The following is a 16,162-nucleotide window of genomic DNA, read 5'->3' as shown; positions in this document are numbered from 1 at the left end:
AGTATGAGTATTCAAGAAGGTCAGATTTAAACAAATGGATAATCTTGAAAAAACAGAATACCTATTGAGGAAAATTATCTTGGTGTCAGCTTTATTGATTACTGTATATTTTGTATATCTTTCTATAAATGATGGGCTATTTGCTCCTGAAAATGTTCCTACAAAAGAAGGAGGTTTCTCTGGTTACCAATTTGGTTCTGAGCACTACATTAATCTATATCGCGGGATAAGAAATATTGTTTACATCCCTCTTTTAGGATATCTATTATTAGTTTCTTATCTTGCCCATAAAAGACGAGATAAAAAGAAAATTAAAAGATATATTTGGCGTGTATTTGGATTATGGTTACTTCTCACAGTTTCTTATGCACTGGCTGGTTTAGTCGTCGATTTAACCGTGGTATGGCTTGCATTGGTACACATTAATCCTTAAATCTACACTCAAAGCTCCTGTTTTTCCTAGAGAAAGAAAATGTAATGATTAAGGTACAACCTGGGTGTGAAACAATTAAAAATTGACTGGATTAGCCTTAAAAATAAGTATATTTACGGTGAAATAGAATCTGTACGCAAGTTCTTATCTAAGAATGGTATTGCTCCTAATGGAAATTCTGGTAGGCATACAAAACGGTGGCGAGCAGAGAGAAACTCATATCAGGCGGATCTTGAAAAAATCTATAATTTTACCACCCACGCTCGTTATTGGTTTGCAAAAGGAGATACAGATACAAAAAGGACAATTTTAAGTGCTTTAGGTTCGAACTTAAAATTATAAGGCAGAAAACTCCGAATTGAAGGCCTAAATCCATTCTTGGTACTTCAGGATATGAAAAAAACAAAGGATTATAAATAAAGTGTTTTATTCGAACTCTCAGAAAAGCCCGAAGTAGCGGCCCAAAATACTACTTCTATCTTTGTTTTTCCGAGTTTGCTGAGAGGCTCGGTCTAGAACCTTCTTATCCTTATAACGATTGTCTCACATCAAGGCTAAATGAGACAAACGAGACACTATAAAAAAGGGTGTCTTATTTTCTATAATATCCCATAACAACACAACAGATAAATGATATATTTTGATATAGTTGTGTTTCTGCCCTTTAATTATGGCAAGGGCAAGAAAATATACAACATTTAATAGGGCAAGGCTTATGTTATTTACTCATTCATATGCCTGTTATGCTATTACTTGCCATGTAAAAACGAAATATAAAATTAATGATAACCTAACGCCACGAGAATTACGAAAGAGATATATCAATAAGAGAATTATTCCAGAAATTTCTAGGCTTTCTTATTCGCTACATTTTGACTACGAAGTTCTATGGAGAGCAATACTATTGAATAAAAAGCCGCTACTGAGTAAGCAGGTAAGAAGCAGTGATGGAATTAGGTTATATCTTGCCATCGAGGACGAACTGATTGCTCTTGCCGAATCAAAAAGGCACAGATCACGAGACTTTTTCGACCCTGATTATGAAAATGAATATGCGCTACTCAGTATTGCAATAGAACGAGCAGCAGGAAGTCTTCTTAATGACGTAGAGGATGACTTTGTCTTTGATCAGCAATGTGAAGAAATGAAGAAGATATGTTTCAAGTGGTATTACAAAATTGCGTATCGATATAAACTGCCGACAACAAGAATTGTCCCGTTTGTTTTGAGACTTATCAGCTGAAGTTTATTGACTGGCTATCACTTCTAAGTTTATTGCGTGTGTTTCTTTAAGATAATTTTCTGTAACGGCGAGTAGTTCTAGTTGACTATTACTTGCTTGGTTTTTAGATAAACCTGGCTGAACAACTGTGATTGTAAATTCAGGAATAAGATAAGGTACTTTATTTCTTATTTCTTCGAGTTTTTCTAAATCACCTTTTTCAAATCTTGAAACCAATCCTTTCTTTTGTCGACTCACCTCACGTAAAGTTAAGTGATCGATAAGTTTTTGTATATCATCTCTCCAATGAACACTTTTTTGTGCTTGACCGCAAACTGCATATAGATCTTCGACTCTTGCTCCGGGAGTGGCAGATTGGGAGAACTTACAATGGTATAAATCAACTATTAATTTCTCCTCTGTCATTTTAATTCCTATTACATCCGCAGCTTCATAGGAATCGTCATCGTCAAAAACGACATCATATTGTGAATCGTGGGTATCCTTTAGTGCCTCTTGTATGACTCGATATTGTATTGAGTCAGTATCTTTATTTACTGTCTGCGATTCTTTACTCAAATCAATACCATTCCAGTCCCATATTTGAATCTTATCCTTATCAAAAGGTGCAGGCGGATCAGCAGGATTTTCAAAAAGAACGTTGTATTGTAGGTATGAATCGTTTTCAAAACGAACAATAGGAGAATTCTCTTTTAACCAATCAGGAAGGGATTGTGGTTTTCTCGCAATTATAATTTGTGCAGTGTCTTGCCCAGTCGGTAAATACTCAACATTGTTATTATTAAATGCAATTTTATATTCAACACTTTTGTTTTCACTAAAAACCTGGAACTTTATTGGGCCTGTTTTATTAAAGTCCGTTAACTCAATACCTGCTTCATACAATGGAATCGTCTCTCCCGCGATATTTAGTTCAACAGTTTCCTCGCTTTTCAAGAGTAAGTCTTCTGGCCACTCTATTGTTAGCGGTACGAGGTTTGGCCGTTGTGTTATTAAAGTTGGGCGCAATACATATTTAAGAATATCTGTTGCAGAAAAAGTATCATCAAGTAATTTTGTGCCTGTTTTTCGGCACCATTCAATCCATTCCGAGATATCATCTGCTATTTTATAAGACCAAATCCTCCCTTTGTAAGATGACCCGATGCTTGTTTTACTACCATTCTCAAAACCTCTTCCAAAAAGATTGGATTTAATCCTATTTTGTTGCTGAGCGTCCGAGATTGCTGATAGTATGTCTGATCCAACATACATTGTGAATCGCATTGCTCGATTTAAGGAATGTGTTAAGCCAAGATTCATAAGGCTTAATCTATTGATCCCAGAGAGAGTACGAAACACTTGTTCTCCACGAACTATTTCAACATCATCGCCACAAATAGCTTTTGCTAATTCCCCATGGAAGGACCTGTTGTTTGAGCTATTGATAAATAATAATTTTTGAGCTTCATCCCAATGAATCAAATACAGATCCCAAATCGTATTATGGATATCCTTAAAATTGCCCCAAGAAATTGGTTCTTTCTCGCAGGTAACAAAGAACACGACTTTTTCTCCTTGATTTACAGTAGGGTCAATAAAAAGCCTAGATTCTTTTACTACTTTTGGTATGTTTTCGGGAGTCCACCGCGTATTATTTGTTTTATAAACAACAGTGCTCATTTTAGGCAAAATATTTTGAGGTAAGAATTCTGGAGGCAAATCCACAAATCCTTCAAAAAACTGAGATAGCTTTTCCTGTTTGGTAGTCGCTCCTTCACTTAAGTTCCGTAGTAATTTATCCCAATCAGCATCTTCTGCATATAAGTCTTTTAACGCTTCTTCAACACCAGGGTTGGCGATATTTGCAACAATCGTTGCGGAACCAATATTTGGTTTTGTTCTTGTAAATCTTCCTGTAAACTGCAATGTAATGGCAAGACCTTTATGCACATCATGGAGTGCTGCAATTTTTAATTCAGGTAAGTCAAAACCTTCTCCAAACATGTCAACACATACAATAATTCTTGATTTTCTTTCATTTATTTCATTAAGAGATTGGCGTTTTTCAGCCACTTTTTTCTTACTATGAAAAAGTTGAGGATTATGATTTGCGCCGTGTTGTTGGTAAATAGCAAATATATCTCGCGCACGAGTTATACTATCTGCTCGCGCCAAGATAATATGGTCTAGATTTTGTGCAAGGTCTTCTTCCAGCTTTTTGATTGCTCTTTTGGCAATAGTCTCATCGGCACGTTGTTTATTATAATCTCTTACACCAATAAAACTGATTTGCTTGAAATACCCTTCGCTTTGCGCTTTTCGTAATGGATAATTAAAAATTACCTTTCCATCAATATGTCTTCCATCTCCTCTAAAAGGTGTGGCGGTAAATTGTAATATGGTTTTTTCTTTGAAGAATTTTCTGAATTTTTGCCAAGTTGGTGCTGAAATATGATGTGCCTCATCTATAAAAAGGTACGTAGCTGTTCCAGCCATTGCCTTTTGAATTTCTTCTGAGCATCCACCTACTATTGCCATTGTCGTTATCACCACATTGCATGACCCAAAAAATTTATTTACCTCATCTACTGTTTTGAGTCGATGCTCGAGGGTCCCCACGATAGGATTTTCTGCTTTCCTTCCAACAGCTCCAATTTTTCTTAATAATCCGAGACCTAGGAACTTATTCGTGATCTGATCTCTTAGCGCATCTGTTGGTACAACTACTAGGATTTTATCTATTCGCTCGCAAACCATAAGTGCAAGCATTGTTTCCGTTTTTCCTGTACCAGTAGGCATAACAATGGTGGCTGATGCGTTTGTTACTTTCCAATGAGCGAGTGCGGCATGGAGTGCACCGATTTGGGGCGGACGCAATCCTTCTTCAAGAATTTGATCATTTTCTCGTTTTTCTTCGACGAAAGAGAATTGCTTATCCCAGGATTTAATTACTTTTTCGCAAGATCTGGGGAATGTAGCAATTCTTCTATTACTAAGTGTTAACGCTCTAGGTTTATCGCCGGAAAATGTAGCAGATTTATTAACCTGCCTAATAGGATTACCTAATACTTTTGTGTTGATTATAAATTGATCATTATTCACGGTGATTTGAAGCTGTTCCTTTTATTAGCTGAATTATATACAATACGAATGTATAAAGCTAGAATTATGGGCTATGAAAAAAGACTATTTTGCTGAAAAAACGAAGCGACTGAAACAGGAAATAAAAGTGCTTGTCAGCAGACCTGCATTTCAGAAAGAAATTGCTGACCTCAGGAAAAAATGGAATATTCCTTCCGAAGGAATAAAGAATGAGGATGACAATTTAGAATGGAATCATAAGCTTGATATTGCAACTGACGAGTATTACAAAACAGAATGGCCGAAGTGTCGAGCAGAGATTGATAGCTTAAATAAAGAGAAAAAGTTCCTAGAAGCTGAGGATAAAAGAAAAGAGTGTAACGCTAAAGCTCCAATGCATGCATTTCGTGAGGATGTATGGGGTGTCGTCAGAAAATATCGCCTTTCTCCACGTTGGCACACTGGTATTCGTCGCTACCTTTTATTTAATGATCCCGATAATCTGAACTTGACCGCAGGAGTAACTATGGTTACGACATGGGAAAACGGTATGAAAAGACTTTCGCTTGAAATTGATGGCGATACGACCCTCAATGACATCAGGCATATTTGGCCGTGGGTGAAGCGAATGCAGAAAGATTTAATGTATAGGAAGGCTGATAAGTTCCAGCCTATTAAGAACTTTGACCGAGATCAAAGAATTTATGAGCTTGAACAAGAAGGAAAGTCGGAAAAGGATATTGGGGATATCATACAGCAAGAATTTGGTGACTCACTTGATTACAACGAAATAAATATAGCTATCAACCGCTACAAGAAACGCCTCAACATCAATTAGTCACAATTGTTGTTTATACACAAGCCCTTTTTCATCCTATTATTGATAGTATGTTGAACGCACATACTAAACAAGAGAACCCATATTCTATCGTTTATGTTTCAGCTCAAGAACTTCGCCCCGCTGAATACAATCCAAGAAAATGGGATGAGGAAGCTGCCAAGCAATTAACGGAGAGTATTAAGCGCTTCGGATTGATAGATCCCATTATTGCGAATGGTGCATCTAATCGAAAAAATATTGTAATTGGTGGACATTTCAGACTCGAAGTAGGAAAAAGACTAGGTATAGAAAAAGTACCTGTAGTTTATGTTAATATCCCCAATCTTCAGAAGGAAAAGGAGTTGAATCTACGTCTTAACCGCAATACTGGAGAATGGGATTTTGAACTTCTGAAATCATTTAATGTCGAGCTGTTACTTGATGTTGGATTTGATGATAGCGATCTTTCACACATTTGGGATGATAACTTGGGAGTCGAAAATGACGACTTTGATGTTAAAAAAGAAATTGAAAAGATCAAAGAACCAAAAAGCAAATGGGGAGATATATACCAGCTTGGATCGCACCGACTTATTTGTGGAGACGCGACAGATCCCGAAGTACTCAAAAAGCTAGTACAGGATGACAAGATATCCATGCTCTACTGCGATCCCCCATATAATATCTCGCTCGATTACAGCAACGGGATTGGAACAAATGGAAAATATGGCGGGAAAACGAATGACAAGAAATCTGAAGAAGAATATAAAGCGTTTCTCAAGAAAACGCTTGAAAATGGGCTATCAACTGCTTTTCCTGATGCACACGTGTTTTATTGGTGTGATGAAAATTACATTGGACTAATCCAGGGAATATACAAGGAACTTGGGATTATAAACAAACGAGTTTGTCTTTGGATTAAGAATAACCAGAACGTCACTCCACAAACTGCATTTAATAAAGTGTATGAACCATGCGTTTATGGTATTCAAGGTAATCCGTATCTTTCCGAATCAGTCAAAAACCTGAATGAGGTTCTCAATAAAGAGGTAGGAACAGGAAATCGACTGACAGATGATATCCTTGACCTTTTTAATATATGGCTAGCAAAACGTCTTCCTGCACAAGAATACGAACATCCGACAGAAAAACCACCAACACTCCATGAAAAAGCATTACGTCGTTGCACGAAAGCTGGAGACATCGTGCTTGATGTATTCGGTGGCTCCGGATCTACTCTCATTGCGTGTGAACAACTCAAACGCAGAGCATATCTTTGCGAAATTGAGCCTATTTTTTGTGACCTTATTATCAAGCGCTTCGAGAAGTTGACTGGACAGGAGGCAAAGCTATGCAAATAAAAATAGGTGATGTTCTACAACTCGGTGATCATCGCTTGGCGTGTGGAGATGCAAAAGACTCAGCGTTGTTAAAGAGGCTTATTTTAGATGATCGAATCTCTCTCCTTCTGACGGATCCGCCCTACGGCGTGGCTTATGTTGAAGGAAAAGCTGAACTTACGGAAATTAAGAGTAATAAAAAGATAGCCAACGATCACAACCAAACAGAAGGAACGTATCGCCATTTTACGAAGGAATGGCTAGAAGCAATAAAGCCATATCTTGCCAAGAAAAATTCTTTTTACATTTTTAACTCAGACAAAATGGTGTTCTCCTTGCGAGATGGCATTGTTGATGCGGGTTTTCGACTTACACAACTACTTGTTTGGATCAAAAACAATGTTGTCGTCGGACGGCTTCACTATTTACCACAACATGAGCTGATCGCATACGGATGGTTTGGAAGCCATGAATTCTATAAGGCAAAAGACAAAAGTATTCTCATTTATCCAAAACCAAATAAAAGTCCTCTTCATCCAACCATGAAACCTGTTGGGTTATTGCGAAACTTAATCCTTAACAGTTCAAAAGTTAATGACTATGTCTATGATCCGTTCGGCGGATCAGGATCAACACTTATTTCTTGCGAACAAACGAAACGGAAATGCCTCATGGTTGAGATAGATCCGGAGTACTGCCAAGTAATTATTGATCGCTTTGAAAAAGTTTCTGGAATTAAAGCAGAAAGGATAAAAGATGGAAAATAATCAAACTACGATTCAGAAGCGGATTGATAAGACTCAGGAATTACTTCTTGAACAACTTAAGAAAACGCCTATTGTCCAAGTTGCGTGTGAGAAAGTTGGTATTGGTCGAGCAACATATTATAGATGGCGAAAGGAAAATGAAGTCTTCGCAGAACAAGCAGACATTTCCATAGCTGAAGGTTCATTACTTGTGAATGATATGGCTGAGTCCCAGCTCATGGCTGCGATCCGAGACAAAAACCTCACAGCTATCATTTTCTGGCTGAAACACCACCATCCTCATTACGCAACTAAAGTTGAAGTAACGGCTAGGCTTAAAGCAGATAATGAAGCTCTTACTCCAGAACAAGAAGCATTGGTAACGAGAGCATTAAAACTTGCGGCATTACTGCCGAATACACACGAGGAGGAAAATAAATGACAGCACAAGTGATTTCTGATAAAGAGCTTGAGGCAATAAAGAAGAAAAGATCGGTAAGACGAATGCTTGCTAAAAACAGCCATAAATGGTTCTTCTCCATTTATCTATCTCACTACATTGGCTATCCATTTGCTTCCTTCCACACCGAAATGTTTCAAATAACAGAAGACGTGGATAATAAATTTGTAGTTCTTGTAGCATTTAGAGGATCAGGAAAATCAACCCTTATCACCCTCTCATATGTCATCTGGTCAATAATTGGCGAACAACAGAAAAAGTTTGTTTTAATACTAAGTCAAACTCAAAGTCAGGCAAAACAGCTAATGACAAATATTAGAAACGAGCTTGAAGGAAATGAACTGCTTAAAAATGACATTGGACCATTTCAAGAAACTGGAGATGAGAAAGGACTTGCTACTTTTGAACTATCAAACTTTGGAGCAAGAATTACTGTTGCATCATCTGAACAAAGCATAAGAGGATTAAGACATAAACAATATAGACCAGACTTAGTCATTTGCGATGATGTGGAGGATCTAAATAGCGTTAAGACCCGTGAAGGAAGAGACAAAACACATCAATGGTTAACAGGAGAGGTTTTACCAATCGGAGATCGTGATACGAAATACATGATTATTGGAAATCTTTTACACGAGGATAGTCTTCTAATGAGACTGAGGCAGAATATTGAAAACCTTGTGATAAAAGGCAAGTTTTATTCTTATCCACTTATTAGTTCTGAAGGTCGGGTGGCTTGGCCTGAGAAATTTCAAACCGAAGAATCAATAAATGATCTAAAATCAAAGATAGGAAGCGAATCCGCTTGGTATAGAGAATTTTTACTTAAGATAATTTCAGACGCTGACCGCCTTGTTCACCCCGAATGGATCCAATATTACGATGTGCTTCCACCCGAAGACAACAGAGAGTTTTTGTATACAGCAACTGGAATTGACCTTGCTATTTCCCAAAAGGAATCGGCTGATTATACTGCTATGGTTTCGGCAAAAGTATTTGGATATAACGATAAACTTGCTGTGTATATACTGCCTTTCCCGGTCAATAAAAGATTAAGTTTTCCTGAGACATATGAGCTTGCAAAAGACTTATCAAGAGAGCTGGGAAGCGGGCAATATACAAAACTTTTTATTGAAGAGGTTGGATATCAAGCGGCTCTTATCCATCATTTGGAAAATAATAACGTTCCCGCAGAAGGAGTGAAAGTATCAGGACAAGATAAAAGATCAAGACTTGCGCTTGTTACTCATCTTATAAAACTGGGCAAAGTACGCTTCCCAAGAAAAGGAGCCGAAGAACTACTTATGCAACTAACTGGTTTTGGAATAGAAAAACATGACGATCTTGCTGATGCTTTTTCGCTTTTAATCCTAAAAGTTTTAGAAGAAGACCAGGGAGAACCTAGTGTTATTATTATTGATATGGGAAGTAGTATGTATGATAGGTATTCACCTCTCGGGAATTTAAACGAGGACCGTTTAACATTTGATACAAAATTTTAAATAAACATTTGAAGGATAATGTTTTAATTAGACGGTGGAAGGATATAGATTATCGACAGGGACTTTCAGTGCCTTCGCAACTCTAAAAAGAGTGTACGATGAAGGAGTCCGCTTAGCCGTTTCTACTAGATTAATATAGGTTCTATAGAACCCACACTCAGCAGATAACTGATCCTGCGACCAGCCTTTCTTCTTTCTCTCCTCTCTTATATTCGCACCGACAATTTCGGTAAATCTAAGCTTACTTAACATAGTAATATATTTTCGTAATAACTCGCACATTAGTACAACGCACTATTAGTAGATTTAGTGCTTGATTTCCTCTATAATTAGCGGTAACTTAGGATTTAACCTATAAGGAGAGGAGGTGTAGATAAAATGAAGAAATTATTAAAATGGGGAGGAATTGCACTCTTAGTTATCATTGTAATTGGCGTCTTCAGCAGTATGGGTAGTGATAGTGAGAAAGTAGGATCAAATTCTGATAATACTCAAGCTTCAAATAATGACTCACAACAAAGTCAGGAGACATACAAGGTTGGCGACAAAGTACAGATGGGAGATGTTATTCTAACCGTTAACAACGTAGAAACATCAGATGGTGCTCAGTATACCAAGCCGTCTGAAGGAAATCATTGGGTAGATGTGAATATGACCATAGAAAATACTGGGTCAGACCAAGAGTTCATAACTACAATGGGTCAGATGTTTGTTATTGATGGTGAAAACAATCAATACCAAGTTGCTGTTACTGGAAAACGGCTAGAAAATTCTGGCTCTTTAGGAATGGATGGAGCATTAGTAGCGAAAGCAAAAAAAACTGATTGGGTAGGATTTGAGGTTCCAAAGACCGCAACAGGTCTTAAACTTCAATATAATGCTAGTTTTTATAGCAATAAAAACATCTTAGTTGATCTTGGAATGTAATTATTACTATCCGAAGACAAAAATGCCTGAATAACATCGGGCATTTTTTGTGTTATTAAAGATCCTTTTTGAAACTAGAATAATGATGTATCTTTAGTTTAAATAATTAGCTCCCCTACTTTCCAAATCTCATATGAAGGAATTCTGCTCTTGACATACTACTACATGATGTAGTAGATTATCTCCATGGGGGGTATATGGCATACAGACCTAAAGATACACAAGAGCGAATAATCCACCGACTCAAAATCGCCAAGGGGCAACTAGAGAAAGTAATCAAAATGGTTCATGAAGATGTATATTGCATTGATGTGCTTCACCAATCACAAGCAATTCAAAAAGCCTTAAAGGAAGTAGATCACCTCATGCTTGAAAACCATTTACAAAAATGTGCAGCAGATGCAATCAACAAAGGTAAAAAGGATGAAGCTCTAAAGGAAATAATGCAAGTTTTTAAGAAATATCAATGAAAGGAATTTTAATTATTGTTATTTTATTCTTTGCCATTACCGTATCAGGACTTTTGTACTTTGTGGTTAATAAAAACGGTACAAAAGCTCAAGAGAACTCAAAAACAAAAGTTCAAGAACGCAATCGAAGCACACAAGATCTTGTTGTTGCTCCGCAAACGCCAACAAATAAAGTAGTTATAAAAAGCGCAACTCTTAAGAAAGATGGATTTCTTGCGCTTCGTGAAATGCAAGGAGACACACTGAGTCAAATTGTTGAGATAAGTGCTTTCCTAAAAGCAGGAACACATACTGATGTAGAGATTCCGCTTGGCAACGTCGATATAAAGAATAAAGAATTAATTGTAATGGTTTATGAAGATCAGGAAAACGATCAGGTTTTTAATGATCTTGAAATTCCGGTAGTTAATGAGAAAGGCTCATTGATTGCAAGGTATGTAAGATCTGGTGAACCCCTTCCAGGAAATCTGGTTGAAGGAAACACATCAGATATGCCTGCACACAGTATGGAAGGAATGGTAACTGTAAAGTACACAGACAATGGATTTACACCAGATAAGATAGAAATTAATGAAGGAGGCATGGTTGAGTTTCAAAATGAAAGCAGTATGAATATGTGGGTTGCCTCAGCCAATCACCCGGGACATGAAAAGCTTCCAACATTTGATCAGTTTAGAGCGTTCACAAAAGGATCTGTCTATCGATATATATTCAAAAAGACAGGTGCATGGGAGTACCACGATCACTTAAATCCAAGTTCGGGAGGAGTAGTAGTCGTAAATTAAATCAAGAAATGTAGGAAATAATAACTTTTGCTATGCAATTATCTAAACACATATATATAATCGCCTCCTTTGTTTTCGTAATAATCGTGTTGGGATTGGCTTTTTTCTCAGATAGAATAGTACCCACCAGTAAGTCAACTGTTAGGCAAAATCAAGCGACAGAAAAACTGTATGTAGCACTAGAGGATGAGGGTGCAATCGCTATAATTGATACAAAAGATAACTCACTTCTTGGTAAGATCGATCTTACTTATAAGAATGGAGAGATGGAAGTCGGTTATTCAGCGCATAATGTGCAAGTAGCTCCAGATGGAAAAAGTGTTTGGGTAACGGCAAACTTTATGGGTCTTGGAGGACATGAAGAAGAAAATGATTCCACTGAAAATGATGAAACAGAAGAAGTAATTTCAGATCAAGTAATTGTGATTGATCCACAAAAAGACTCGATAGTAAAACGCATAGATATAGGAACTGACCAACATCTTGCGCATATTGTTGTAACCAGGGACGGGAAAACTGCTTTTACTACCGCACAGGAACCAGGACTAGTATATAAAATAAGCGGAATAACATACAAAGTTGAGAAAACCATCCCACTTACAAAAGACGCACAACCACATGGACTCCGTCTTTCTACTGATGATACAAAAGCATATGTTGCATTTATTGGCGGAAAAGGGATTGGTGTGGTTGATACCAGAACAAATGAAGTAACAACTATCCTGCTTTCCGGAAGCGCGGTACAAACAGCGGTTATTCCTAACACCAACTATATAGCCGCTTCTGTTTACGACACAAAGCAGATGGCATTTTATGATACAGACACAGGAGAGGTTTTCTATATAAGTTTACCATCTGAATCCGAAGGCGCAATACAGTCATATGCCACACCAGATGGTCGGTATTTGTATGTTGCAGATCAGGGCTATTACTTTGGCAAGCCAACTAGCGATTATGTATATGTCATCGATATTCAAGAAAAGCGTGTTACCAGTAATATTCAAGCGGGTGTTGCACCGCATGGTGTCGTTGTTTCACCTGATGGGAAAAGAGCATATATTACCAATCTTTTAAGTGATGATGTTTCAGTTATTGATACTGCCACTAATAAAGAGATTGCCAAAATAAAGGTTGGCAAAATGCCAAATGGTATTAGTTTGTGGTCAAATCAGTCGGGAGGAACACCCTAATATGGAAACAAAAACATTTCAGGTTAAGGGAATGCACTGCGCATCATGTGCAAATATCATTAAAAGAAAACTTGAAAAGCTCGATGGTGTTTCAACGTGCGCTGTTAATTTCGGTACAGAAAAGGCAGAAGTAGCATTTGACGCAACAAAAGTTGATTTGCCTCAAATGAATGAGCAAGTTAGTAAGCTTGGATATACGCTCAACGATACTGAAGTTGGCAAATCTTCCGAGTATCCACAAATTACTTCAGAAAATCAGGCGAAAGACCAGAAGCTTAAAGAACTTGAAGAAATGAGACAGAAAACAGCTTTTGTCATGCCGATTGCTGCAGTGGTTTTTCTTCTAATGCTTTGGGAAATTCTTGCACATAGTGTGGCATTCCTTCCCACCTTCCCTCTTTCGATGGATGCGTTCAACAGAGCATCATTTATACTGGCGACTCCTGTCATGTTTTGGATAGGAAGACCATTTATAAATGGTGTTGTACGTTTTATTAAATATAGAGCTGCAAATATGGATACATTGGTCGGAATTGGTACACTAGTTGCGTATTTCTATAGTAGTATCATGCTTCTTTTTCCTGAAATAAAGTCACTCTTAAACGCTCCTGAAGGACTATATTATGATGTTACCATTGTTGTTATCGGGTTCATCACATTAGGTAAATACCTTGAAGCAAAATCAAAACTAAAGACTGGTGAGGCAATTGAAAAACTCTTAGGACTTGCGGCAAAATTTGCAGTTGTAGTCCGTGATGGAGAAGAAATAGAGCTTCCAATTGGGCAGGTTGTTGTCGGAGACACCATAATTGTCAAACCAGGTCAAAAAATTCCGGTTGATGGAGAGATTAGTTCTGGTAAATCCTCAATTGATGAATCTATGATTACTGGTGAACCCATACCGGTAGATAAAACTGTTGGGGACACAGTAATTGGAGCCACAATTAACAAACATGGTGCGTTTCAGATGAGGGCAACCCAGGTTGGTGGGCAGACAGTACTATCCCAAATTATCAAAATGGTTGAGTCAGCACAGGGTTCTAAAGCACCGATAGAAAGAATAGCTGATCAAGTATCAGGAATATTTGTGCCGATTGTTCTGGTCTTTGCAGTAGTCATGCTTTTTCTATGGACTATTGTAGGTTCTCAATTTATGCCTTTTTCGCAAAGTCTCTCACTTGGCCTAATTAGTTTTGTCGGTATTCTTGTTATTGCCTGTCCGTGTGCGATGGGTCTTGCCACACCTACTGCTGTTATTGTTGGAGTTGGCAAAGCAGCACAGAATGGAATTCTTATCAAAAATGCAGAAAGTCTTGAAAAATTCCAGAGTGTTAACTTTGTTGTCATGGATAAAACAGGGACAATAACAAATGGAACGCCCTCAGTGACTGACATAAAGGTGACTTCGAATATAGCACAGAAAAAGATATTACAGCTGCTTGCGTCATTAGAGAAACAATCAGAACATCCATTAGCCCAGGCAGTAGTAGGAAGAGCTAAAGATGAGAGGATTAATTTCTTATCTGTTTCTAATTTTAAAGCGTTGGAAGGAAAAGGTCTTGAAGGAACGATTACTGGAACTCATTACTTTGCCGGAAATCTTAAACTAGCAGATGACCTGGGATTAACGGTAGACACTAATCATATCAAAAAATTAACTTCACAAGGAAAAACACCAGTAATTTTTGCAACTAAAAAAACAATTCTTGCGTATATTGCGATTGCCGATACTATTAAAGATGATGCGCAGGAAGCGGTAGCTGCCCTTCATAAGCTGGGTATCAAAGTTGCCATGTTAACAGGAGATAACAGACGTACTGCAGAGTACATTGCGAAACAGGTAGGAATCGATCGGGTGATTGCTGAAGTGCTCCCTGGGGATAAGGCTAATGAAGTCAAGAAGCTACAGGACGAAGGGTATAAAGTAGCAATGGTTGGAGATGGTATAAATGATGCGCCAGCTTTGGCAACTGCGGATGTAGGAGTTGCTATGGGAACAGGAACAGATGTAGCTATCGAATCTGCTGGTATTACCCTACTTGGCGGTCACATTTCCAAACTACCCAAAGCCATAAGGCTTGCTCGCACAACAATGAAAGTAATCAAACAGAACCTTTTCTGGGCCTTCTTTTATAATGTTGTAGGAATCCCAGTAGCAGCGGGAGCGCTATACCCATTCATTGGTATTATGCTTAATCCTGCAATCGCTGGTGCAGCAATGGCTTTTAGCAGTGTTTCAGTTGTAACCAATTCACTTCTCTTGAAAAGGTATAAAATATGAAAATGAATAAGATTATTTTAATAGGTTTCGTCTTGATAGCTATTGTTGGATTTTTCGTACTATTTCGACAGGAGGGCAATAATTCACCAAAGAAAGAAACTGAAAATGTATCAAAAGAGATAACTCAGGTTGATGAAATAACTCATGGACATGGTTTAGCGGTTGATGTTGCTGATCCAAGTAGAGTATATATTGCGACTCATCATGGTTTGCTCGTTCTGACCAATGATAAAGAGTTAAATAGAGTGGGAACTACTCAAGATGACTATATGGGATTTACCCCTCATCCGAGCGATCCTAAAGTGCTTTTTAGTAGTGGACACCCTAGCACAGGAGGTAATATTGGCTTTCAAAAATCCGTAGACGGGGGGTTCACTTGGAATAAAGTATCAGATGGTATACAAGGTCCGGCTGATTTCCATGCAATGACAATAAGCCCAGCAAATTCTAATCTTGTTTATGGTTGGTATAACGGTATGTTGCAGCGAAGCATAGATCAAGGTAAGACATGGGAAGTTGCATCAACTAGCACCTATCCAATTATTAATCTTGCTGCTGATCCTAAAGATGAGAGCATAGTCTATGCAGCAACTCCACAGGGGTTGATGATCAGTGTAAATAAAGGAGCTGATTGGAGTACATTATTGGATGGATTTGTATCGGTCGTGACTATTCATCCCCAGGATTCACAAAAGTTATTATCTTTTTCTGAAATGAATGGACTAGCTCGGAGTAATGATAGTGGTAAAAATTGGGAAAAATTGAGCGAAACATTTAATGATGAAACACCATTATTTATAGCTTTTAATAAACAAAGTCCTGAAATGTTATATACATTAACTGAGAAAAATAGTATTTATAAAAGTTTAGATGGTGGTAACTCATGGAACAAAGTTCGGTAA

General features: G+C 37.7%; 16 protein-coding genes. 14 read left to right on the top strand and 2 right to left on the bottom strand.

Annotated features, from left to right (window positions below; genetic code table 11):
- Positions 1-34 precede the first annotated feature (34 nt).
- From IPM62_05505 to IPM62_05495, 3 genes are all read left to right on the top strand, one after another.
- On the top strand, positions 35-433 hold the full coding sequence (locus tag IPM62_05505) for a hypothetical protein (protein QQS38807.1): 399 nt from the start codon (positions 35-37) through the stop codon (positions 431-433).
- A 66-nt stretch (positions 434-499) separates the two neighbouring features.
- Positions 500-775 carry a hypothetical protein gene (locus IPM62_05500; protein QQS38806.1) on the top strand — a complete coding sequence of 92 codons (276 nt, stop codon included), beginning with the start codon at positions 500-502 and terminating at the stop codon, positions 773-775.
- Between the two features lie 328 nt (positions 776-1,103).
- Complete coding sequence (locus IPM62_05495; GenBank protein ID QQS38805.1) at positions 1,104-1,676, top strand: hypothetical protein; 573 nt, start codon at positions 1,104-1,106, stop codon at positions 1,674-1,676.
- 3 nt (positions 1,677-1,679) lie between these two features.
- On the opposite strand, the gene IPM62_05490 is transcribed toward IPM62_05495, so the two are convergent.
- On the bottom strand, positions 1,680-4,760 hold the full coding sequence (locus tag IPM62_05490; GenBank protein ID QQS38804.1) for a DEAD/DEAH box helicase family protein: 3,081 nt from the start codon (positions 4,758-4,760) through the stop codon (positions 1,680-1,682).
- 73 nt (positions 4,761-4,833) lie between these two features.
- Between IPM62_05490 and IPM62_05485 the strand changes: the two genes are divergently transcribed.
- From IPM62_05485 to IPM62_05465, 5 genes are read left to right on the top strand one after another with little or no spacing between them, the layout of a single operon-like run.
- On the top strand, positions 4,834-5,577 hold the full coding sequence (locus tag IPM62_05485) for a hypothetical protein (protein QQS38803.1): 744 nt from the start codon (positions 4,834-4,836) through the stop codon (positions 5,575-5,577).
- 50 nt (positions 5,578-5,627) lie between these two features.
- Positions 5,628-6,920, top strand: a complete 1,293-nt coding sequence (locus IPM62_05480; protein ID QQS38802.1) for a DNA modification methylase — start codon at positions 5,628-5,630, stop codon at positions 6,918-6,920.
- Entirely contained in the window at positions 6,911-7,666 is a 756-nt protein-coding gene (locus tag IPM62_05475; GenBank protein QQS38801.1) for a site-specific DNA-methyltransferase, read from the top strand. Before IPM62_05480 ends, IPM62_05475 begins: the two co-directional genes overlap by 10 nt.
- The gene (locus IPM62_05470; protein QQS38800.1) at positions 7,656-8,087 is read left to right on the top strand and encodes a hypothetical protein; all 432 of its coding nucleotides are present in this window, start codon (positions 7,656-7,658) and stop codon (positions 8,085-8,087) included. Before IPM62_05475 ends, IPM62_05470 begins: the two co-directional genes overlap by 11 nt.
- Complete coding sequence (locus IPM62_05465) at positions 8,084-9,607, top strand: hypothetical protein (GenBank protein ID QQS38799.1); 1,524 nt, start codon at positions 8,084-8,086, stop codon at positions 9,605-9,607. The genes IPM62_05470 and IPM62_05465 overlap by 4 nt, the downstream gene beginning before the upstream one ends.
- Before the next feature lie 27 nt (positions 9,608-9,634).
- On the opposite strand, the gene IPM62_05460 is transcribed toward IPM62_05465, so the two are convergent.
- Positions 9,635-9,859, bottom strand: coding sequence for a helix-turn-helix transcriptional regulator (locus IPM62_05460; protein ID QQS38798.1), 225 nt, complete (start codon positions 9,857-9,859; stop codon positions 9,635-9,637).
- A gap of 126 nt (positions 9,860-9,985) precedes the next feature.
- Between IPM62_05460 and IPM62_05455 the strand changes: the two genes are divergently transcribed.
- The 6 genes from IPM62_05455 (at position 9,986) to IPM62_05430 (ending at position 16,162) form a co-directional block, all read left to right on the top strand.
- A complete protein-coding gene (locus tag IPM62_05455; protein QQS38797.1) occupies positions 9,986-10,534 on the top strand; it encodes a DUF4352 domain-containing protein in 549 nt (182 codons plus the stop codon).
- Between the two features lie 197 nt (positions 10,535-10,731).
- Positions 10,732-11,004, top strand: coding sequence for a metal-sensing transcriptional repressor (locus IPM62_05450; GenBank protein QQS38796.1), 273 nt, complete (start codon positions 10,732-10,734; stop codon positions 11,002-11,004).
- Positions 11,001-11,789: a hypothetical protein gene (locus tag IPM62_05445; protein QQS38795.1), complete on the top strand. Its 789-nt coding sequence runs from the start codon at positions 11,001-11,003 to the stop codon at positions 11,787-11,789. Before IPM62_05450 ends, IPM62_05445 begins: the two co-directional genes overlap by 4 nt.
- A 32-nt stretch (positions 11,790-11,821) precedes the next feature.
- Positions 11,822-12,979 carry a YncE family protein gene (locus IPM62_05440; GenBank protein QQS38794.1) on the top strand — a complete coding sequence of 386 codons (1,158 nt, stop codon included), beginning with the start codon at positions 11,822-11,824 and terminating at the stop codon, positions 12,977-12,979.
- 1 nt (position 12,980) lies between these two features.
- Positions 12,981-15,260, top strand: coding sequence for a copper-translocating P-type ATPase (locus IPM62_05435; protein ID QQS38793.1), 2,280 nt, complete (start codon positions 12,981-12,983; stop codon positions 15,258-15,260).
- A 2-nt stretch (positions 15,261-15,262) separates the two neighbouring features.
- Positions 15,263-16,162 carry a hypothetical protein gene (locus IPM62_05430; protein QQS38792.1) on the top strand — a complete coding sequence of 300 codons (900 nt, stop codon included), beginning with the start codon at positions 15,263-15,265 and terminating at the stop codon, positions 16,160-16,162.

It is taken from the genome of Candidatus Woesebacteria bacterium (genome assembly GCA_016700095.1).
GTDB lineage: Bacteria > Patescibacteriota > Microgenomatia > UBA8517 > UBA8517.
This window is presented reverse-complemented; position numbering and strand designations above follow the sequence as displayed.